This is a genomic window from Streptomyces sp. NPDC048506 (genome assembly GCF_040651315.1).
Lineage (GTDB): Bacteria > Actinomycetota > Actinomycetes > Streptomycetales > Streptomycetaceae > Streptomyces.
In genome coordinates, this window is record NZ_JBEZIX010000014.1 from 124399 (window position 1) to 145377 (window position 20979).

Annotated in this window: 17 protein-coding genes; 1 reads left to right on the forward strand and 16 read right to left on the reverse strand. The window is 72.2% G+C overall.

Annotated elements, in window-relative coordinates; translation table 11 throughout:
• Nucleotides 1-2: 2 nt before the first annotated feature.
• From AB0C96_RS14090 to AB0C96_RS14140, 11 genes are all read right to left on the reverse strand, one after another.
• Entirely contained in the window at nucleotides 3-1385 is a 1383-nt protein-coding gene (locus tag AB0C96_RS14090) for a cytochrome P450 (protein WP_362917029.1), read from the reverse strand.
• Complete coding sequence (locus tag AB0C96_RS14095) at nucleotides 1382-2002, reverse strand: ATP/GTP-binding protein (RefSeq protein WP_362917031.1); 621 nt, start codon at nucleotides 2000-2002, stop codon at nucleotides 1382-1384. Before AB0C96_RS14095 ends, AB0C96_RS14090 begins: the two co-directional genes overlap by 4 nt.
• Nucleotides 1983-2312 carry a DUF742 domain-containing protein gene (locus AB0C96_RS14100; protein WP_362917033.1) on the reverse strand — a complete coding sequence of 110 codons (330 nt, stop codon included), beginning with the start codon at nucleotides 2310-2312 and terminating at the stop codon, nucleotides 1983-1985. The genes AB0C96_RS14095 and AB0C96_RS14100 overlap by 20 nt, the downstream gene beginning before the upstream one ends.
• A 20-nt stretch (nucleotides 2313-2332) precedes the next feature.
• Nucleotides 2333-2707, reverse strand: a complete 375-nt coding sequence (locus AB0C96_RS14105) for a roadblock/LC7 domain-containing protein (RefSeq protein WP_362917112.1) — start codon at nucleotides 2705-2707, stop codon at nucleotides 2333-2335.
• Nucleotides 2708-2733: 26 nt separating this feature from the next.
• A complete protein-coding gene (locus tag AB0C96_RS14110; RefSeq protein WP_362917035.1) occupies nucleotides 2734-4200 on the reverse strand; it encodes an ATP-binding protein in 1467 nt (488 codons plus the stop codon).
• Nucleotides 4201-4838: 638 nt separating this feature from the next.
• Nucleotides 4839-6359, reverse strand: coding sequence for an MFS transporter (locus tag AB0C96_RS14115; RefSeq protein ID WP_362917037.1), 1521 nt, complete (start codon nucleotides 6357-6359; stop codon nucleotides 4839-4841).
• Nucleotides 6356-6970, reverse strand: coding sequence for a TetR/AcrR family transcriptional regulator (locus AB0C96_RS14120; RefSeq protein WP_362917039.1), 615 nt, complete (start codon nucleotides 6968-6970; stop codon nucleotides 6356-6358). The genes AB0C96_RS14115 and AB0C96_RS14120 overlap by 4 nt, the downstream gene beginning before the upstream one ends.
• A 122-nt stretch (nucleotides 6971-7092) precedes the next feature.
• Nucleotides 7093-8301: a S8 family peptidase gene (locus AB0C96_RS14125; RefSeq protein ID WP_362917041.1), complete on the reverse strand. Its 1209-nt coding sequence runs from the start codon at nucleotides 8299-8301 to the stop codon at nucleotides 7093-7095.
• A gap of 301 nt (nucleotides 8302-8602) precedes the next feature.
• Complete coding sequence (locus AB0C96_RS14130) at nucleotides 8603-9931, reverse strand: extracellular solute-binding protein (protein ID WP_362917043.1); 1329 nt, start codon at nucleotides 9929-9931, stop codon at nucleotides 8603-8605.
• Entirely contained in the window at nucleotides 9931-10779 is an 849-nt protein-coding gene (locus AB0C96_RS14135; protein ID WP_362917045.1) for a carbohydrate ABC transporter permease, read from the reverse strand. Before AB0C96_RS14135 ends, AB0C96_RS14130 begins: the two co-directional genes overlap by 1 nt.
• Nucleotides 10776-11714, reverse strand: coding sequence for a sugar ABC transporter permease (locus AB0C96_RS14140; RefSeq protein ID WP_362917047.1), 939 nt, complete (start codon nucleotides 11712-11714; stop codon nucleotides 10776-10778). Before AB0C96_RS14140 ends, AB0C96_RS14135 begins: the two co-directional genes overlap by 4 nt.
• A 210-nt stretch (nucleotides 11715-11924) precedes the next feature.
• Here AB0C96_RS14140 and AB0C96_RS14145 point away from each other — a divergent pair, with 210 nt between their 5' ends.
• Entirely contained in the window at nucleotides 11925-12815 is an 891-nt protein-coding gene (locus tag AB0C96_RS14145) for an aminoglycoside phosphotransferase family protein (RefSeq protein WP_362917049.1), read from the forward strand.
• A gap of 59 nt (nucleotides 12816-12874) precedes the next feature.
• Here AB0C96_RS14145 and AB0C96_RS14150 read toward each other — a convergent pair whose 3' ends face one another.
• From AB0C96_RS14150 to AB0C96_RS14170, 5 genes are all read right to left on the reverse strand, one after another.
• Nucleotides 12875-13594, reverse strand: coding sequence for an exonuclease domain-containing protein (locus tag AB0C96_RS14150; protein ID WP_362917051.1), 720 nt, complete (start codon nucleotides 13592-13594; stop codon nucleotides 12875-12877).
• Nucleotides 13595-13797: 203 nt separating this feature from the next.
• Nucleotides 13798-17193 carry a BTAD domain-containing putative transcriptional regulator gene (locus tag AB0C96_RS14155; protein WP_362917053.1) on the reverse strand — a complete coding sequence of 1132 codons (3396 nt, stop codon included), beginning with the start codon at nucleotides 17191-17193 and terminating at the stop codon, nucleotides 13798-13800.
• 21 nt (nucleotides 17194-17214) lie between these two features.
• On the reverse strand, nucleotides 17215-18465 hold the full coding sequence (locus AB0C96_RS14160) for an SAV2148 family HEPN domain-containing protein (protein ID WP_362917055.1): 1251 nt from the start codon (nucleotides 18463-18465) through the stop codon (nucleotides 17215-17217).
• Nucleotides 18466-18565: 100 nt separating this feature from the next.
• A complete protein-coding gene (locus tag AB0C96_RS14165; RefSeq protein ID WP_362917057.1) occupies nucleotides 18566-19900 on the reverse strand; it encodes a copper amine oxidase in 1335 nt (444 codons plus the stop codon).
• Nucleotides 19901-19947: 47 nt separating this feature from the next.
• Complete coding sequence (locus tag AB0C96_RS14170; protein ID WP_362917059.1) at nucleotides 19948-20757, reverse strand: Tat pathway signal sequence domain protein; 810 nt, start codon at nucleotides 20755-20757, stop codon at nucleotides 19948-19950.
• Nucleotides 20758-20979: the final 222 nt, after the last annotated feature.

Genomic DNA, 20979 nt, shown 5'->3' on the forward strand with positions numbered 1-20979 from the left:
GTTCAGCGCCGGCGCAGCAGGCGCGCCAGCCACGGCCGCCGGGGACGGGCCGGTGGCGCCGTCTGAGCGGCCGTGGCGGACACCGAGGACGGCATCGGACCGGGCGCGGAGTCCGCGACGGGGGCCGCGGCGCCGGGGCGCTTGGGGGTGAACGCCACCGGAAGTTCCACGAGTTGCTGGGACATCAACGTGCCCCGGCGCCGGAGCTCGGAGTCCTCGACGGTCAACTCGATGTCGGGCAGGCGCGCCAGCAGCATCTCGATGCCGGTGTCGGCGATGGCACGGCCGATGTCCTGGCCGGGGCACTCGTGCGTGCCGGCGCTGAACGCCAGGTGGGAGCGGTTGCCGTGGACCGGCTGGGACAGGTCCGGGCGGATCTCGGGGTCGACGTTGCCCGCCGCCAGGGAGAGCAGCACCATGTCGCCGCGCTTGATCTCCTGTCCGCCCAACACGGTGTCCGCCGTCGCCCAGCGGCCCAGCACCGTGTTGATCGGGGGCTGGTCCCAGAGCACCTGCTCCAGCGCGTCCGGCAGCGTCATGCGGCCGCCCGAGAGGTTCGCGCGGAAGCGTGGGTCGGTGAGCACCATGCGCAGCGTGTTCGCGATCAGATTGGCCGTGGTCGCGTAGGCCGCGACCAGGACCACCCGGACGTGCGCCAGGACCTCGATGTCCGTCAGCTCCGCGGGGTGGTCCAGCAGCCAGGACGTGAGGTCGTGGCCGCGTTCGGCCTTCTTGATCTCCACGAGCTGGTGCAGCATGCCCGTGACGTACTGATCGCTTTCGAGGGCGCTCTCCGATCCCTCCAGCATGTCGGGGACCGCCCGGACGAGCCTGGGGCCGTGTTCCTCCGGTGCTCCGATCAGCTGCGTCATCACCAGCATCGGCAACTGGCTGGAGAACTCCGTCACGAGGTCGGCCCGGCCGTTCAGCACGAAGTCGTCGATCAACTGGTTGGCGAAGCGCATCACATAACGGCGGATCCCGCGCCGGTCGAAGCGCTGGAGGGACTCCAGCACCGCGCCTCGCAACCGCTCGAACACCGGACCGTCATTGAAATTGATCACCGGCCACCAGGTCACCAACGGTCCCAGCGCATGTTCCTCGGGAACCACCGTGCCCTCCTGCGCGGCGCGCCAGAAGCGCGGGTCACGGGCGAAGCGGCTGGGGTTGCGGGCCGCCTCCAGGTTCTCGCTGTGGCCGAGGACCAGCCAGGCCGGCAGGTCTCCGTGTACCAGAACGGGCGCCACCGTGCCGTGCTCCGCGCGGAGTTTCTCGTACAGGGCCATCGGGTCGCGCTCGGCATCCGCGCCGTAGAGGCGCTGTACACCGTACGGGCCGAGGCCGTGGGCCGGGCACCCCGGCGGCGGGAGGGGAGGCGTGCTCATGAGGTCTCCGTTACAACGAGCGAGTGGAGGTAGTGCATGAGGGTCATCAGGACGTCGCGGCTGGAGTCACGGCGCCGGGCATCACAGGCCAGCAGGGGCACACCCGAGGGAAGGTCGAGAGCGGCACGGAGCTCGTCCAACGAGTACACCGGGGAACCCGCAAAGGAGTTGACCGCGACGACGAAGGGTACTCCGCTCTCCTCCAGGCGTCCCATCACATCGAAACTGACCTCCAAGCGGCGGGTGTCCACCAACACCACGGCCCCCAGGGCCCCTTCGAACAGACCGTTCCACAGGAACCAGAACCGCTCCTGCCCGGGGGTGCCGAACAGGTACAGGACCAGCTCGTCGGTGATGCTGATCCGGCCGAAGTCCATCGCGACCGTGGTTGCCGTCTTGCGCTCCACGCCCGCGGGATCGTCGATGCCGACGCCCGCCTGGGTCATCGTCTCCTCGGTGGTGAGCGGCCGGATCTCGCTCACCGAGCCGACCAGGGTCGTCTTCCCGACCCCGAAGCCGCCCACCACCACGATCTTGACCGCGGCCGACGCCGTGTGCGGCAGCCGTTCCTCACTGAGCGGCGCCGTGAGCGCGGGCTCAGAGTTTTTGAAGTCCATCGATCACTTTCTCGATAAGTGAGATGTCGGGGAGCTCTGCGGGCGGCACAGGTGCACGCGTGAGCACCCGCTGCTCGTCCAGAAGATCACTGATCAATACGGTGACAACGCTCACCGGCAGGCCGGTGTAGGCGGATATCTCGGCCACCGAGAGCGGGGACTGGCACAGCCGCAGGATCGCTGCGTGCTCGGGCTGGATCCCCACCGTCGGACCGGTCCTGGCAATGATCAGCGTCACGAGGTCAAGGCGGTTGGAGGCGGATGAGCGGCCGCCGGTGATGACGTAGAGGCGCTCGGGGAGCTCATCCATCCCGTCCTGGTCCGAAACGCTCACCTTGCCGGCCCGTCGCTGCGGGGCGGGCTCGTGATGTGTTCTCCGAGGCGGATGATGAGGTCCCGCATGCGCTGCCCCATCAAGCCGGCGTCCACGCCCTCGTCGGCCAGAACCGCGAGGTAGGCCCCCGCGCCGGCGGCCATCAGATAGAAGAACCCACCCTCCATCTCGATGACCACCAGCTTCATCCTGCCCGCCTGCGGGAGCTCGGCACCCACCGCACTCGCCAGGCTCTGTAGCCCCGAACAGGCGGCGGCCAGGCGGTCCGCCGCGTCGGTGTCGCCGCCGTGCTGCCCCATGCGCAGCCCGTCCGCGGACAACACCACGACGTTGCGGGTCTGCGGCACGCTCTCCGCCAGATCCTTGAGCATCCAGTCCAGGTTGGCCTGACCCTGATTCACTGTTCTCCTCTCGGCGCGGCGGCGTCATCGCTACCGCTGTTGCCGTCGCCCGTCAGGCCGTCCTTGAACGCGACCAGCCACTCTCCCGGCGCCCGTTGTGGTCCTGGTTCCGCCTGCTGTGTACGGCCGACCGGTGCCTCCGGCTCGACGACGCGCGTTCTGCGCCGCCGCTGTGGAAGACCGTTCGCGGTGCGTTCGACCACCGGCGACGTGTCGGTGTCGCGCATCGCCGCCTGCGGCCGTGCGGCCTGGCGCGGGAGCAGCGGCTGCGAGGGGCTGGCCACCCGGGGGCCGGAAAAGGTGCCGATCCCGTGCGCCACACCCGAAGCCTCGGCGACAGTGGTGATCAACTGCTGAGGGACGATCAGCACCGCCCGTACACCGCCGTAGGCGGACTTGCGGAGGGATACCTGAAACCCGTAGGCCTGAGCGAGCCTGCCCACCACGGCCAGACCGAGCCGCGGGCTCTCGCCCAGGTCGCCCAGGTCGATGCCCTGCTGCGCCTGTTCGAGCATCTGCTCGGCCCGTCGACGGGCCGGCTCGCTCATGCCCACACCGCCGTCTTCGATCTCCACCGCGATCCCCGACTGCACCTCCGCCGCCGTCAGGTGGACACGGGTGTGGGGCGGCGAGTAGCGCGTCGCGTTGTCCAGCATCTCGGCCAGCGCGTGGATCAACGGCTCGACGGCGGGACCGATGACGGCGACGTCCGTGGCAGGGCTCAGGTCGACCCGCTCGTAGCCGACGATCCGGGACATCGCACCACGCAGCACGCTGTAGAGCGGCACCGGCCGGTTCCACTGGCGGCCCGGCCGGGCACCGCCGAGGACGGCGATGGAGTCGGCGAGCCTGCCGATGAGCGCGGTGTTGTGGTCGATCCGTAGCAGGTCACCGAACACACCGGGAGACCGTCCGTGGCGGTCCTCCATCTCGCGGAGTTCCTGGGCCTGCTGGTGCACGATGGCCTGCACCCGCCGGGAGAGGTTCACCAGCGACCGCTGCGCCGAGTCCCTCAGTCCTTCCTCGGCGTCCACGGCATCGATCACCGTGCGCAGCACCGACCAGTGGGCTGCCTGGAACTCGGGGGGCAGACCGCGGTACGAGTCCGCCCACCGTGCCTTGAGCCAGTTGAGAACCTCCTCGGGAGCCTCGTTCAGACGCATGCGCATCAGCATGTCCGGCACCAGGTTGTCGGCCAGCCGTGCGGTCGCCTCCTGCTGCCGCGCCACCGCAGTCCTGTGCGCCTGGGCGGCCTGCTGCACATCGACGAACTGCTGACTCCGGTGTGCGGCCACGCCTGCCGCGCCGGCCACCGCGATCACGGCCGTAACGCCGACCCATACCGTCGCGGTGAGCGCCGGGGGCGAGATCAGACTTGCCAAGATCACGGCCACGACTACTGGTATGCACCACGCGTACACCGCCACGGAAGGCAATCTGGGCAACGACTTCTTCCGGACCATTAGCACCCTCAACCCGTGGGAATAGAAGATCGTAGGACGACCCGCGGGAGCGTATCGGCATATGCCGTAAGGGAGTTGGCGAGCAGTCAGATTGCCACTGGGACGGGCGGACCTTCCTCAAAACGGTGGCGAGCGCGCCTCCGCACCGGGATACTGCCGCGCCGCAGGCCGCATCCCCCGGCGTCGGGCAGGCCCGAAGAGCAGGAACAAGCCACTCCGGAAATCGTGTATGATCATGATGAAGCTCCGGTCCTCCGGGACGGAGTCGCGCGTCTGTGGTCCAAGGAAAGACGTCCACCAACCGGTGGGAGATGCAGGTGCAAGGCCTGCCGGGCGCTCCACGAAGGGTCCCTTCCTCGCATGAGGGAGGGACCCTTGCTCTTGCTCCCGTCCCGAAAGCCTCGCCGGCGCTTCGGCGCCCCGTCTCATCGATGTCATGGCACGACGCCCCCTCGGCGGACCGCGTCGCCCGCCCCGACTCCGTCACCGCTTCCTCGTCGGGAACAGGCGCCAGGCCCTGCCCTCCGTGCGAACGACGGGAGTGTGATGACACGCCCCGGGACGGTGGCGGTGGCGGTGTGCATGGTGCGTTCCCCCTCTGGTGCGGATCGCGCTGGCCACGACGGTGAGCAGCCCGATCAGGGCGTAGACGATGGTGCTGATGCCGATGAACGGCAGTCCTCCGTGCATGTCACCGACGGTAGCGAGGGGGCGTCCGGCGTGGTTGCGGAGGCGACCTCCTGTGGATAACTGCGCGACGTGCGTGGCAGGTTGGCGGTCCGGGAGGTGGGGAGGCGGAGTGCGGCCAGGGCGCCGAGGGCGGCGACGGCCGCCAGGGCCGAGAGCGTGGCGGCCCTGGCCGGGGTGAGGCCGGCCAGCATGGTGGCCGTGGCGACGCCCAGTGTCGGGCCGATGTTCATCGCGGTCTGCTGGAGCCCGCCGGCCACGCCCGCGTCCTCGACCGGAGCATGGCGCACGATCACGGCGGTCGCGGTGACCATCACGGTGCCGAAGCCGGCGCCGAGCAGGAGGAAGCCCGCGGAGAGCGCCAACACCGTTGCCGAGCGGTCCAGTTGGGAGAGGACGAGGATGCCCGCCCCGAGGAGGGCCATCGCTGCCGTGGCCGTCCGGCGCGGGCCGTACCGGCGCTGAACCACGGCCGACAGCGGTGCACTGAGCACCATCATCACGGCCAGCGGAAGCACCCGCAGGCCGCTCTGGAGCGGGTCCAGCCGCAGGACGTTCTGTAGGAAGTAGGTGCTGACGAAGAGCGTGCCGAACAGCGCCGCCGATGCCGACAGAAGGACGGCGAGTGCGGGGGCGACCGGGCCTGCCCCGAGGACGCTCGGGGGTATCAGGGGGCCGGCGGTGCGTCGTTCGTGGCGGACGAACGCGCCACAGGCCACCGCCGCCACGACCGATCCCGGCACGGTGATCGCGGTCCAGCCGGTCTCCGGGACGGCGACGAGGGTGTGGACCAGGCACACCAGGGTGAGCGCGAGCAGGCCGGCGCCGGGCAGGTCGAGCTGGGGTCGGCGAGGCGTGGCCCGGCTGGCGGCCGGACTGGCGGCCGGGCTGATGGCCGGGCCGTCGGTGGCCACCGGTATGCGCACCGCCAGAGCCAGTAGGCCGATCGCCAGCGCCGGCACCACGTTCAGGAAGAAGACCGCCCGCCAGCCCCACTGGGCGGCGAGCGCACCGCCGATGACCGGGCCCGCGGCGGCGGACAGCCCGATGGCGCTGGTCCGCAGGGCGATGGGCATACCGAGCCGGTCGGGCGGGTACGCGGCGCGCAGCATCCCCAGCGTCGCCGGCTGGAGCAACGCCCCGAAGACGCCTTGGGCGACGCGCAGGCCGATCACCCAGCCGACGCCGGGCGCCAGGCCGATGCCGGCGGAAGCGGCCCCGAATCCCAGGCTCCCCAGGGCGAAGACCCGTTGGTGGCCGTACCGGTCGCCGAGCCGGCCGGCGAAGACGAGCAGGCTGGCCACGGCGATGAGATAGCCGGTGCTGGACCACTGGACCTGCACGAACGAGGCGTGCAGATCCCGTTGCAGGGTGGGCTGGGCGACGGTCAGCACGGTGCCGTCCAGGGCGACGATCACGGCCCCGGTGATGCTCCCGACGAGCGTGAGGCGTCGGTGGCGGAGGGTGCTCATCGCCCCTCCGGTCCGAGGTGTGCGTCGAGTGCGGCGTGCAGCAGCGGTTCGATGTCGTCGGCGCCGGTCGCGAGCTGGAGGCTTCCCCAGCCCCACAGTTGGGCGATGCCGTGCAGGTTCGCCCACAGGGCGCCCGCCACCGCCTGCGGCTCCCGTCCGGACGGCGGCCGTACTCGGGTGACGAGGTCGATCAGGACCCGGAAGAGCGGCATGCTGGTCTCCCGGAGGCCGAGCCGATGGCTCTCCAACAGGTCATGGCGGAACATCAGCTCGTACATGCCGGGGTTGTCCCGCGCGAAGTCGAGGTAGCGCCGGCCCAGCTCCGTCAACTGGGCGCGCGGGCCCGCCTGGCTGCCGTCGACCGCGTCCGCGACCTGGGCGCCCAATGCGGCGAAGCCCCGGCGGGCGATGGCGGAGAGCAGGTCCAGGTGGGTGGGGAAGTAGCGGCGCGGGGCGCCGTGGGAGACCCCGGCCCGGCGGGCGATCTCCCTCAGGGACAGCGCTTGCACGCCCTCTGCGGTGACCAGTTCGATGCCGACCTCGACCAACCGGGTGCGCAGGCCAGGGTCTTGTGCGGGGTCGGGTGCGGGGGCAGGTGCGCGTTCACTCATAGACACTGTCTACCAGGTCGCGTAGACAGTGTCTACACGGGTCGGCACGCAACGACGCCGGCCGCCGCGCCCCGTGGGGGCGAGCGCGACGGCCGGCGTGTGGAGCTGACGGGGCGAGGTGGTTACTCGACGACCTTCAGCAGCTTGTTGGGCGTGCCCTGACTCGGGTTGCTGATCTTGTCGGGGGTGGCACCGTCGGTCAACGCCTTCTCCACGTCGGCGGGCTTGGCGTCCTTGTGGTCCGCCAGGTAGACCGCGGCGGCACCGACGACGTGCGGGGTCGCCATGGACGTGCCGGAGATGGTCTTGGTGGCGTCGTCGCCGGTGTTCCAGTCCGAGGTGATGTCGGAGCCCGGGGCGTAGAGGTCCACCACGCTGCCGTAGTTGGAGAAGTCGGACTGCTCGTCCTTGTCGGTGCTGGAGGCCACCGTGATGGCTTCCTTCACTCGCGCCGGGGAGCTCTGACCGGCGTCGGAGGACTCGTTGCCCGCCGCGACACCGAAGGTGACACCGGCGTCGATGGACTTCTTCACGGCCGCGTCGAGCGCCTCGTCGACGCCACCACCGAGGGACATGTTGGCGACCGAGGGACCCTTGTGGTTCTTGGTGACCCAGTCGATGCCCGCGACGACCTGCTCGGTGGTGCCGGAGCCCTGGGCGTCCAGGACCTTGACGGCCACGATCTTGACCTTCTTGGCGACGCCGTGCGCCTCGCCGCCGATGGTGCCGGCGACATGGGTGCCGTGGCCGTTGTCGTCCTCGGCCTTGTCGCTGCCGTCGACGGCGTTGAAGCCGTACGAGGCGCGGCCACCGAAGTCCTTGTGGCTGATGTGGACACCGGTGTCGATGACGTACGCGGTGACGCCCTCACCCGCGCTGTCGGGGTAGTTGTACTTCTTGTCGCCCTTGGTGTCCGTCTGGTCGATGCGGTCCAGGCCCCACGACGGCGGGTTGTCCTGGGTGGCGTCGATGTGGAACTTCTTGTTCTGGACGACCTTGTCGACGGCCGGGTCGGCGGCGAGGCGCTTGGCCTCCTCGTCGGACAGGCCGCTCGCCGAGAAGCCGTCGATCGCGGACGAGAAGGTCCGCTTGACCTTGCCGCCGTACTTGGCGGCAAGGTCACCGCTCTGCGCGGTACGGATGGACTTCTTGAGCATGACGATGTAGCTGCCGTTCACGGCGCCCTTGGCCTCGGCTCCGTAGATCTTGCCTTCGGCCGGGGCCGGTGAGGCGCCCGCGGTGACCGCGGTGACAGTGGCGATACCAGTTGCGGCGACGGCTGCGGCTATCGCCGTGACGAGCCGCTTCTTGCTGGAACGCTTGTGAGCCATTGCGAGGGTTCTCCTCGTTTGGTGATGTGGGGGGAAGGCGTTGCGCCAACAGCCCGTGGACGCAGGAGAATCCGCGTCGGGCTGGCTCGAAACACTGTCTGATTGATGAGTTCAATTCAAGCGAGACCCCGCCGTGTGAGATAAACAACAATCCTGCAAAATTGCAGAAGTCACACAGAACTGGTCAAAGAAGGTGACCAGTTGAAGTGGAGTGACTCAACTCCGTTTACATAAAGGCAATAGAGAGTTACACGCGTTCATGAACGTTTATGAACACAGCCGACCGGCGGCGGGCGATCCCTCAGCGCTGGTAGCGCGCGAGCACCAGGTTGCCGTCCCGGACCAACCGCTTCCGCAGGGTGTCCAGGTCGATGGCGCCGCTGTAGTACTCCTGGAGGCCCGGCGTTGCGACCTTGTCCTTCCACTCCGGGTAGCCGCGCACGGACTGGGCGGGGGCGGAGCGCAGGGAGCCGGCGAGGGCGGTGCCGGTCGCCCAGTCGTGGCGCGCCACCCGTAGCGCCGGGTCCGCCAGGGCCTCCTGCCCCGTCGGCAGCATCCAGTCGCCGAGGGCGAGCCGGACCATGTTCGGCGGCCGGAGCAGGAAGTCGATGAACGCCATCGCCTCCTCCTTGTACGGGCAGTCCTCGGCGATCGACAGGGTCTGCGGGCTCACCCCCTGGTCGAGGCCGGTGCCCCGGGGGGCCGGCAGCACCGTCCAGTCGAAGCCCTCGGGTGCCTGCTGGACGAGCTGCTGGCGGTAGGAGAAGCCGAGCGGCACCATGGCGTAGCGCCCGGCGAAGAAGCCTGGGAGGGTGTCCGATCCGCCCATCCCCAGCGTCGTACGGGACGCGCTGCGGTCGACGTTCACCTGGTCGTGGATGAGGCGGGGGACGACCTGGTCGACGGCGTCGAAGCGGGCCTCCACCGTGCCGTCGGGATGGCGGTGGAAGACCTGGCCACCGGTGGACAGGGCGAGGTTGAGGGTGGCCGAGACCGGCTCCTTCAGCGGCCAGGCGACGCCGTGCTCGGCGCCGCGGGTCAACCGCTGCGCCGCATCCTGGAACTCCGGCCAGGTCCAAGGGTGTTCGGGGGTGGGGATACGGACGCCCGAGCGGCGCAGCAGACCGCGGTTCGCGAGCAGCACCCGCGGTTCCTGGAGGAACGGGACGCCGTGGATCCGCCCGTTGAAGGTGCCGGTCTGCCAGCTCTGCTCCGGGATGTCCTGCCGGAGGCGCTGTGGCAGGAGGGGCGTGAGATCGGCGAGGTCGCCCCCGTAGGCGAAGTCCGCGAGGTCGTCGGAGGCGTCGTGGATGATGTCCGGGGCCTCGCCGCCCTCGAAGGAGGTCAGGAGTTGGTCGTGGACGGTGGTCCAGGAGCCCTGGACGTAGCGCACCTGGACCTTCGGGTGGCGTCGGTTCCACTCCGCGACCAGGTGCGTGGTGGCCTTGACGGAGTCCCGCTGCCAGGCCAGCGACTGGAAGCGCAGGGTGATCCGGCCGTCGGCCGAGCGGCGCCGGCCGCCCGATGAGCACCCGGGCAGCAGGGCCGCGGCGGGCAGCGCGGTGGCGGCCGCGAGCAGCGAGCGGCGGCGGACGCCGGACGTCGGGAGCGCCCCGTTGCCGTCGCGCATCAGCTCTTCACCGCCCCGGCGAGCATCCCGCCGGTGATCCGCCGTTGGATGACGGCGAAGAGGAAGAGGCTGGGGAGGGTGGCCAGCAGCGCGGCCGCAGCGAGCGGGCCGAGGTCGGCGACGCCCTCCGCCCCGAGGAAGTGGGTCAGGACGACCGGCAGCGTCTGTTTCTCCGGCGACTTGAGCAGGACCAGGGCGAAGAAAAACTCGTTCCAGGCGGTGATGAAGGCGAACAGCGCGGTGGCGACGATGCCCGGTGCCAGCAGCGGCGCGGTCACCGAGGCGAGCGTCCGGAGGCGGCCCGCGCCGTCCACGGCCGCGGCCTCCTCCAACTCGACCGGCACGGCCCGGACGTAGCCGGTCAGCATCCACAGGGCGAACGGCAGCGACCAGACCACGTAGACCGCGACCAGGCCGAACCGGGAGTCCACCAGATGCAGTCCCTTCAGGATCAGGAACAACGGAATGATCACCAGCACCAGTGGGAACGCCTGGCTGACCACGACCCAGCCGGTGGCCGCCCGTGAGAGCCGGTTGCGGACGCGGGCCAGGACGTACGCCATGGGGGTCGCCAGCACGATGGCGAGCACCGCCGATGCGGCCGCCGCGAGCAGGCTGTTGGCCGCGGCGGCCAGCAGCGGCTGCTGGGCGAACGCCTGCCGGAAGTTCTCCAGGGTCGGCGCCTCGGGGATCCAGGTGGGGTGGACGCGGGCCAGCTCGCGCGGGGTCTTGAAGGCGGTGGAGAGCAGCCAGACGAACGGGAGGGCGAGGAAGAGCAGGTAGGCCAGGAGCGCGGCGTACTGGCCGGTGCGGCCGGCGGTGCGCGACAGGTTCGGGCGGCGGTTCATGCGTCGTCATCCCCCTTCAGCCGGCCGACCAGGTAGAGGGCCAGCAGGACCGAGATCACCGCCACCATCGCCAGGCCCATCGTGGCCGCATAGCCGAACTGCCCGTAGCGGAAGGCCTCTTCGTAGGCGAAGAGCATCGGCAGTCGGGTCCGGCCGCCGGGGCCGCCGTCGGTCAGCACATAGACCAGGGCGAAGGAGTTGAAGTTCCCGATGAAGTTGAGCGCGGTGACGGCGAGCGCGACGGGTCTGAGGGCGGGCCAGGTGACCGCGCGGAAGCGGCGCCAGGCGCCGGCGCCGTCCATGGCGGCGGCCTCGTGCAGTTCGTGCGGCACGCTCTGGAGGCCGGCCAGGAGGGTGACGGTGGTCTGCGGCATCCCGGCCCAGACCCCGACAACGATGACCGCGGGCAGCGCGCTGGCCAGTCCACTCAGCCAGTCCCGACCGTCGGCCGCGGACAGGCCGAGGCCGCGCAGCGTCTCGTTGAGGATGCCCGCGTCGGCGTGGTAGACCAGCCGCCACATGATGCCGACGACGACCTCCGGCATCGCCCACGGGATGATCGCCAGCGCACGGGCCAGCCAGCGCAGCCGCAGGTTCAGGTTGAGCAGCAGGGCCAGTCCGAGGGCGAGCAGGAACTGCGGGACCGTGACGCCGAAGGCCCACACCAGACCGATGCGGAAGGAGTCCCAGAACAGGGAGTCCTGGAACAGGTCGGAGAAGTTCAGCAGGCCGATGAACCGGGCGGCCTGGGTCCGCCCCGACTGGGCGTCGGTGAACGCCAGCCCGATGCCGTAGAGCAGCGGCCCGACGCTCAGGACCAGGATCGGGATCAGCGCGGGGAGCACCAGGAACCATGCGCCGTGGTCGCCGCGGGGCCGGGCGGTGCGTCGCGCGTCCGCCGCGGTGGACCGCCGCGGCGCGGTCACCAGCGTCACGACAGGGGCTCCTCGCCCGGTGTTCCCGCCGTCGACGCTGCTGCCATCGCGCTCCCCCGTCCCCCGCCGCTCGCGTCATCGTCGTGACGGTCGTCACAGCAGTCAAGGTCCCGGCCGGATTCCTGGCGGATTCCGGGCGGATCGCCCCGCCGGAGGCGCCTCGCGGACCTGCGACACTGGTCGCCACAGCGCACCGCAGGAGGCATGACCATGACCGAACCGAGCCCCGTCCCCTTCACGGAGGCGCGCGCCCGGGGCGTACTGGCCGCCGCCGGGCGGTTGGATGCGGCGGCCGACGCCCGACTGCTCTCGCTGGGCGAGAACGCCGTCTTCGCCCTCGGCGACCGCGGCCCGGTCGTACGGGTGGGTCGCAACGCCGAACTCCTGGCGCGCGCCGAGCGGGAACTGGGTGTGGCCCGCTGGCTGGCGGCCGAGGGCGTGCCGGCCGTACGGGCCGCGGAGCCGGTGGCCACGCTGGTGGACGGGCACCCCGTGACCTACTGGGAACGGCTGCCGGAGGCGGTCCGCCCCGCCGGCCCGGACGATCTCGCCGCGCTGCTGAAGCTCGTCCACGCCCTGCCGGAGCCGCCGTTCACGCTCCCCCGGCGTGAATTGCTGGACGGTGTCGAGCGCTGGCTGCGGCTGGCGGGCGACGCCGTGCCGGCATCGGACGCGGAGTACCTGCGCGGCCGACGGGACGCCTTCGCGGCGGCCGCCACCGCACTGGAACCGCATCTGCCCCGCGGGCCGATCCACGGTGACGCGCTGGCCCGCAACGTCCACGTCGGACCGGACGGGCCGGTGCTGGTCGATCTGGAGACCTTCTCCTCCGATCTGCGCGAACACGATCTGGTCGTGATGGCACTGAGCCGGGACCGCTACGGCCTGGCGCCGGACGCCTACGACACCTTCGTGTCGGTGTACGGATGGGACGTACGGGACTGGGAGGGCTGTGCCGTGCTCCGTGGGTCCCGGGAGACGGCCAGCTGCGCCTGGGTCTCCCAACACGCGCCCGGTAACGCGGCGGCGCACAAGGAGTTCCGGCGCCGGATCGCCTCACTGCGCGAGAAGGACGCGACGGTGCGGTGGTACCCGTTCTGAGCCCGGCGGTCTGAGGCACCGGCCCGGCTCCGCGCCGGGGCCGGCGCTGCCCGTGCCGGTCAGACCCCCGCCTGGTACGGAATCAGCGGCCAGGCCGGCTCGACCACCGCCCGGGGATCGCCGGAGCGCCGCAAGTACGCCTGGAACGAGGCGGCTTGTTCGGCGGCGGCCTGCTCCTGAAGGGCGTGCAGCGCGCGCGGCGAGGGCAGAGCGACGGCCGGATACCGCTCCCCGATGCGCCGGGCGACGCCGGCCGCGGCGGCCGCGTCTGCGCCCGCCTCGTGCGCCCCCTCCAACCGGACGCCGTAGTGGCCGCACAGCGCCTGTAGAGCGCGCTTGCCCTTGCGGTAGCGGTCCACGTGCTTGTCGAGGACGAGCGGGTCGATGACCGGCGCGGGGGCGTGCCCGAGCCGCTCGGTCAGGGTGCGTATGCCATGGCGCCGGCACTCGCGGTCCAGGAGGGAGAGGTCGTAGCGGGCGTTCATCACCACCAGCGGGATGTTCGCGCGCAGGGCGTCGGCCAGCGCCTCGGTGATCTCCTCTATCGCGGCTGCCGGCGGGCGACCGTTTTCTCGGACATATGCGGTCGAAATGCCGTGAATGGCCGCTGCTTCCTCGGGGATCGGCACGCCCGGGTCGAGCAGCCAGGTCTGCTGCCCGACCGCCCGGCCGTCCCCCGCCAACCGGATCAGAGCGGCGGTGACGATGCGGTCCTGCTCGACGTCCGTGCCCGTGGTCTCCAGGTCGAAGCCGACCAGCAGCTCCTGATGCCAACTCATGCCGAAACCTCGCTCCGCCCGGCCCCGCACTCGCCCGCCGCGCACCGTCCCGCGCCTCTCCCCCGGTCCTCGACCAGGGGTACTCCCGTGCAACGCTCGCTCATGCGGCCTCCTTCGGTGGTACTTCCCCCGTTGCTCGCCCACTCTCCCACGCACCACTGACAATCCCCCGGGCCGGGCGTCCGGGCACGACAGCAGGGGGCTCACCGGGGCGCCGTGGGCGAGACCACCAAGGCCGGGGCCGGAGCCGGAGCCGGAGCCGGGGCCGGAGCCGCCGTCGCCGGAGCCTCCGGAGCTGTCGTTGCAGGAGCCTCCGGAGCCGCCGTTGCGGGAGCCTTCGTCGCCGGCCCGGAGGGCTCCGCCCCCTGCGTCACCTCCGCCACCAGGTCCTCCGTTGCCGCATCCGCGCCCGCCGCGAACGCCGCCTCGAACGCCGCCTCGCCCAGGCCGGCACGGGCCGCGGCCGTGCTGCGTGCCACGTCGCCGCGCTCCGCGGCGGGCTGCGGCGCCCCGGCCGCGGCACGGACCGCCGCCGCGCCGCCCAACAGCCGCGCCGCGGAGCCGCAGTGCCCGGCCAGCGCCTGCGCACCGGCCAGGCCCTCCAGCGCCAGGGCGACGGCGCGCCGGTCGCCGGTGGCGCGGGCCGCCGCGAAGCCCTCCAGATGGCGGTGGCGGGCGGCCGGCGCATCGCCCCGCAGTTCGGCGAGGAAGCCGAGCTCGGCCAGGACGAACGCGGTTCCCGGGTCGCCGTCCCGGCCCCGGCACCACGTGAGCCAGGGCAGCAGGTGCGCCTCGGCGTCGTCGAGGCGGCCCTCCCGCCGGGCGCCGAGGGCGAGTCCGCACTCGGCGAACATCTCGCCACGCAGATGGGACTGTTCGGCCGCCAGCCGCAGGCCCCGCTCGTGGAAGTCCCGGGCGCCCGCCGGATCGCCGGTCAGCAGCGCGATCCGGCCCAGCCCGGAGAGCTTGTACGAGGCCTGGATCCACAGGCCCAGCTCCTCGGCGATCCGCAGCCCGTCCCGGTGGAGCCGGGCCGCCCGGTCGTAGTCACCGGTGATCTCCGCAATCGCACCGAGCGCATCGCCGGCCTGCAACTGGCCCCAGCGGTCGCCCAGTTCGCGGAAGAGGGCGGCGCTCTCCTCGGCGGCGCGGCGCCGCGCGGGCAGCTCCCCGCCGCCCGCGCCCAGGGCCTGGCTGCTCAGCGCCGCGGCGGTGCCCCACCGGTCGCCGAGCGCGCGGAAGGCCGCCAGCGCACCGGACATCCGCTCCGCCGCCACCGCCGGGTCGCCCAGGCCCACTTGGGCGTAGCCCAGGAACCACTGGGCCCAGGCCCGGTCGCGCGGGTCGTGGTGGGCCGCGTACCGGCGCAGGACGGCATCGGCCCGGGCCACGGGGTCCGTGTCGCCGCCCGCCAGCGAGGCCGTCCCGACCTGCCAGGTGGTCACCCGCAGCCGGCGGCCCTCCGGGACCGGGCCGGCCGCCCCCTCGCAGGCCGTGAGCGCCGCTTCCAGGGAACGGCCCGCCTCCGCCAGCCGGCCGCGCAGGAACCAGTACCAGGCCAGCGCGTCGACCAGCCGCAGCGCTCGGTCCGCCGCCCCCTCCCGGACCCAACCGTCCAGCGCGGCCCGCAGGTTGGCGGCCTCCTGGTCGAGCCGCTCCAGCCACTCCCGCTGTGCCGTGCCGTAGAGCAACGGGGCGGCGCGTTCGGCCAGTTCGGTGTAGTGGCGGTGGTGGCGCCGGCGCACCGCGGCCAGCTCGCCGGCCTCCCGGAGCCGGTCGAGGCAGTAGGCGCCGACCGTCTCCAGGAGGCGGTAGCGCAGTCCGTGCGGTGTCCGGGACACCGCCACCAGCGACCGGTCCACCAGGCGCGCCAGCAGGATCGGCACCTCGTCCCGCGCCACCCCGTCACCCGCGCAGACCACCTCCGCGGCCTCCAGGGTGCAGCCGTCCGCCTGGACCGCCAGGCGGCGCAGCACGGTGCGTTCGGGGTCGGGCAGCAGCTCCCAGCTCCAGTCGATCACGGCCCGCAGGGTCTGCTGGCGGGCCGGCACCCCGCGCCGTCCGGCCGCCAGCAGCCGGAACCGGTCGTCCAGCCGGGCACTGAGCTCGCGTACGCCCAGCGCCCGGACGCGGGTGGCGGCCAGCTCCAGGGCGAGCGGGATGCCGTCCAGGCGGCGGCAGATCTCCGCCACCGCGGGTGCGGTGTCGGCGTCCAGGGCGAAGCCGGGGTCGGCGGCGGCCGCGCGGGCCGCGAACAGCTGGGCGGCGCCGGCCGGTTCCAGCGGCGGGACGCTCCGGACCGCCTCGCCCGCCAGCCCCAGCGGCTCCTGGCTGGTGACCAGCGTCCGCAGCTCCGGGGCGGCGGCCAGCAGCTCGGCGGTGACCTCGGCGGCCGCCTCGATGACGTGCTCGCAGTTGTCCAGGACGAGCAGCAGGCGTTTGCCGCGGACCGCGCCGACCAGGCGCTCCGCCACCGGCCCGGCCGCGGCGCCCTCCCGTATGCCGAGGACGGCGAGCACCTCCTCGGCCACCTGCGCGGCGGTGCACTTCTCCGCGCGGTCGCCCGCCGGGTCGTCCGGGCGGCGCAGCGCCGCCAGCTCGACGAGCCAGACACCGTCCGGGAAGGCGTCGGCGAGCCGGCCCGCGGTCTCCAGGGCCAGGCGGGTCTTGCCCACGCCACCGGGGCCGGTGAGGGTCACCAGACGGGTGTCCCCGAGGAGTTCCCCGATCCGGCGGACGGCGTCCTGGCGGCCGAGGAGCGCGGTCAGCGGGGTGGGGAGGTTGGTCCGGGGGCGGGCGGTCACGGTGGTCGCCGCCGGCTCGCCGCTCCCCGGGTGCCCGGTACCGCGCGCCTCCCAGGGCTCCTGGCGCAGGATCGCCTGGTGGACGGCGGCGAGTTCGGGTCCGGGGTCGACGCCCAGCTCGTCGGCGAGCCGGGCGCGGATCTCGCCGTAGGCGGCCAGCGCCTCGCTCTGCCGGCCGGTGCGGTACAGGGCGGTCAGGTGCAGGGCGCGCAGCCGTTCCCGGAGCGGGTGACGGGCCACCAGCCCGGCCAGCTCACCGGTCAACGGGGTGTGCTCGCCCAGTTCCAGGCGTGCCGCGGCGCGCTCCTCCAGGGCCGTCAGCCGCTGCTCCTCCAGGCTCGCGGCCACCGGGCGCACCAGGTCGTGGTCCGCGAACCCGCCGAACGCCGGTCCGGACCACAGCTCCAGGGCCTCGCCGAGCAGTGCGGCCCGCTCCCGGGGGTCGGCGCAGGCGTGGGCGCGGGCGGTCAGCGCGGTGAAGCGGCCGGCGTCCAGGGCCTCGGCGGCGATGTCCAGCCGGTAGCCCGGCGGCATGGCCGTCACCCGTCGGCGAGCGCCCGGCTCCGCGGTGTCCAGGGCGCGGCGCAGCTGGGAGACCTTGCTCTGGAGGGAGGCCGTGGGGTTGGCCGGCGGCCGTGCGCCCCACAGGTGCTCCACCAGCCGGGACGTGGAGACGGGTCGGCCGCGGTGCGCCAGGAGGGCGGCGAGCAGCGCCCGGACCTTCGTCTCCGGGACGGGGACGGGGCGGCCGTCGGCGGAGCGCACGTCGAGCGCGGAGAGGACCCGGAAGTACATGCGAACAACCGTACGAGACGATCAGGAAACCGGCCGGGAATCCGCCCAGATGCCTTCGAACTCCTCCCGGTAGGTCTCGAAGAGGCCGTGGTCGCCGTCGCGTCCGTCCCGGGCGTCCTGACGGACGACCTCGCGGCCGCCGCCGCGCAGGACGAGGACCGGCGACTCCATGCCGCGGCTCTTGCGGAGGTAGGGCTGGACGACGGCTATCCCGTCGGGACCGTCCCCGTCGACGAGGTACGCGGTGAAGCGCGGGGTCTCGTCGAAGACCTGGATCTCGAAGGCTCCGGGGTCGCGCAGCCGGGCCCGCACCCGCCGCATGTGGAGGATGTTCATCTCGATGGAGCGGCTCATCTCGCCCTTCTTGAGGCCGATTTCGCGCTCCCGGCGGCGGACCGCACTGCTGGCGGGGTTGAGAAAGAGCAGCCGGACCCGGCAGCCCGATTCGGCGAGCCGGACCAGGCGGCGGCCGGAGTAGTTCTGGACGAGGAGGTTCAGGCCTATGCCGACGGCGTCGAGCCGCCGGGCGCCGCCGAAGAGGTCCTCGGCGGGGAGCTGCCGCTGCAACCGCACCCGGTCGGGGTGCACGCCGATGACGTCGGCGTAGCGGTCGCCGACCAGGTCCTCCACCGCGTCGATGGGCAGCCGGCCGGAGATCCGGGTGCCGATGCCGGAGCCGAGGAGGTCCAGGAGCCGGGCGGAGGCGCGCTCGGCCTGGGCGAGCACGGTCTCGGACAGGGCGCGGTTGCGGGAGACGATGTTGCGGGCGACCTCCAGCTCGTCGAGGGCCAGCTCGACGTCGCGACGGTCGTCGAAGTACGGCTCGAAGCACGGCCAGTGCTGGACCATCAGTTCACGGAGTTGCGGCAGCGTCAGGAAGCTGACGATGTTGTCGTCCGCGGGGTCGAGGAGGTAGCCCTTGCGGCGGCTGACCTCGCGGACGGCGACCGCGCGCTGCACCCACTCCTGCCCGGCGGGGCCGGCCGCCGCGATCACCCACTCGTCGCCGTGCACCGGCTCGTAGATGGGCCGCAGAACGGCCGAGACCACCGCCCGCAGCCGCTGCTCGACGAGATTCAGCCAGATGTAGGCGCGTCCGGCACGGCGGGCACGGGTGCGCACCTCGCTCCAGGCGTCGGCGCCCCAGTCCAGCTCCGCCCCGATCTCCAACGGCCGTGCCAGGGACACCGCGCCGGGCGGTGCGTCGACGGAGCCGCCTTCATGACCCTCATGACTCTCGTCACCAGGGGGCAACTCCAGCCCGCCGCTCACCTGCCACCGCCTTCCGAACCCCCGTGTCAACGATCAAGGCAGACTACTGCGGTGCGGGAGACGGTGCAGCAGGATGGGTCGAGTCGTCTACCAACTCCCCTTATCCGTAGTGCCCGTTGTGACCGGACAGCGCGGGCGGAGTGAGCGGATTCATAGCCGTGACGTCGCGTGGCACCAGTTGGAAGCCCTGCCAGTGCACGGGCATCGGCTCCTGGTCCTCGTCCCTGGCGATGTGGTGGAACCCGATGTTGACCCACGCGATGGGGTGTTTCAGCGGCTGGCCGTTGACCCAGGTGTCGACGCTCCGTCCGGCGTGGGCACCGCAGTTGGCCAGGTTGTTGCTGGCGAACTGCTCGCATGTGTTGTAGTCGGTGACATAGATGTCGTGCTGGGTGTAGCTGCGGCCGGTGTACTTACTGCTGCGGCCCGGGACGATCTCGAACGAGCGGGGATGGCCGTCCTTGTTCCGTCCCCGGTCGCTCACCACGCGCCACCACCGCATCGGGCCGGCGTCCCCGGCCAACTCCCGGGTGACGGGGGTGCGGGTGGTGCGGATGGTGGCGGTGCGGCCGCCGGGCCGGGTGGTGGTGGCGGAGTCGAACTGCTCGACCTTGTTGGCGGAGGAGCCGTCCAGGCCGAAGTTGAGCCGCCAGAAGACGTTGTGGCTGTGGCTGGTGGCGTAGTCCTTGGCGCCCTTGCCGATCGGCATGCCGCGGCCGTCGCCGGCGTCGTAGTCGCTCGGGGAGACGGTGCCGGTGGCGCCGACCTGAAGGGTCATGGTGCCGTCGCCGGAGAACCGCCACTCGGTGATGTACTCGTACCAACCGACCTTGTTGACGGTGTAGAGCAGCAGGTCCTTGCCCTGGAGCTGGTAGGTCGGGGCGTCCTCGCCGGGGTAGGGGCCCTTCCGGTAGGCGTGGCCGCGGGCGCGGGTGGTGGCGCACAGACCGCTGACGTTCGGGTGCGCGGGGTCCCAGGCACCGGGCACCTTGACGGTCTTGATGGTGCCGCCGGGGCATTCGGCGGGGTCGAGCTTCTGGAGGCCCTGGGCGAAGTCCTGGCCGGTGAGGTCGTCGTACTCGTTCTTCCCATCGTCGTAGGGGACGTGGATCTGGGCGAGCTTGGCGCTGGTGAGCACCTTGATCGGGGCGGGTTCACCCTTGGGCTGGTACGAGACGTCGTCCAGGACGAGGCCGGCGTGGCCCTCGTAGTGCCAGCACATCCGCCAGACGGTGCCGCCGTCGAGCGTCTGGTCGATGCGGTACGGGGCGCTGCAACGAGGAGCGGGTGCGGTCGGGGCGGGCGCCTCGGGGACGGCCTGCGCCTCCGGGCCGGCGAGCAGGGCCGTCCCGGCGAGCAGCAGCGGGGCGGCGGCGAGCGCGGCGCGCCGGTGCGGGGGACGGATGCGGGTGCCGGTGGTGCGACGTACGGGCATGGTTGCGGCTCCTGTGCGAAGCAGGGTCGGACGACCGGAGGGCGCGGTCAGCCCAGGCGGGCGACGGTGCGGGCGCTGAGGTCGATGACGAAGCGACGGGTGTCGATCCACGGACCGTTCTTGATCTTGGTGAAGAGCCGGACGCAGCGGTGGTCGCCGCAGGCGGCGAGGGCGCCCGGCGCATCGCCCTCGGCTCGGCCCCGGTAGACGAATCCGGTGACGGCGAGCGGGTCGGGGCCGGTGAGGTCGCGCCCGGTGGCGTCGCGGTAGTCCTGGCGCAGCCCGGAGCCGAGCGGGTCGGCGATCAGCAGCCGGGCCGCCTCGACCGCCTCGTCGTGGCCGGGCGGCGGCTGTACCCCGTGCTGGACGTCCCTGGACTCCACCGTCGAGGTGGTGAGGTTGACCGTGGTGGTGAGGTAGCTGTCGTCGGCGTAGTCGTAGGACGCGACGAGGGCCCGGCGCGGCGGGTCGGCCGCCCCGGCGTCCGACGGCGCGAGTTCGGCCAGGTCGGTGGTGAGCGGCTCGGGCCCGGACCGGCCCGTGACGTCCCGTGCGGCGCCGCGCCGGGCGCGCGGCAGCGCCAGGTCCTGGGCGCGTCGGAGTTCGTCGTCGGTGAGCGGATCGCGCCCCACGCCGTGCGCGCCCTGGGTGCGGGCCCGTTCGACGACACCGGGCGGCGGCGCTCCCGGGTCGCGCCCGGGTGCGGCGGCGCCGGCCGCGGCGGGTCGGCGTCCGGTGCCGTCGGTGGCGCCGGCGTCGGACGGCAAGGTGATCGCGACCATGACGGCGGTGCCGGTGAGCGCGATGGCGGTGCCCGCGACGACCTTGCCGAGGTGGCGGTGCATCAGATTGCGCACGGTACCCCCCTGCTGTCACGTTCCGTGACATGCATCTCGGTTCCCCCGTCGGTCCTCCAGTAGGACGACCTGTAGGACGATCCGACATCGCGACAGGTTGCCCACCATTCAGCGGAGATCGCGTGAAAAGACCGGTGTGTGCGACAGGTTGCGACAAGGTGGGGAAGGATTTGCCTTCGGTCCGCGGACGTGTGTCGTGGAGTCGCCGCAGCGCCCGACGAG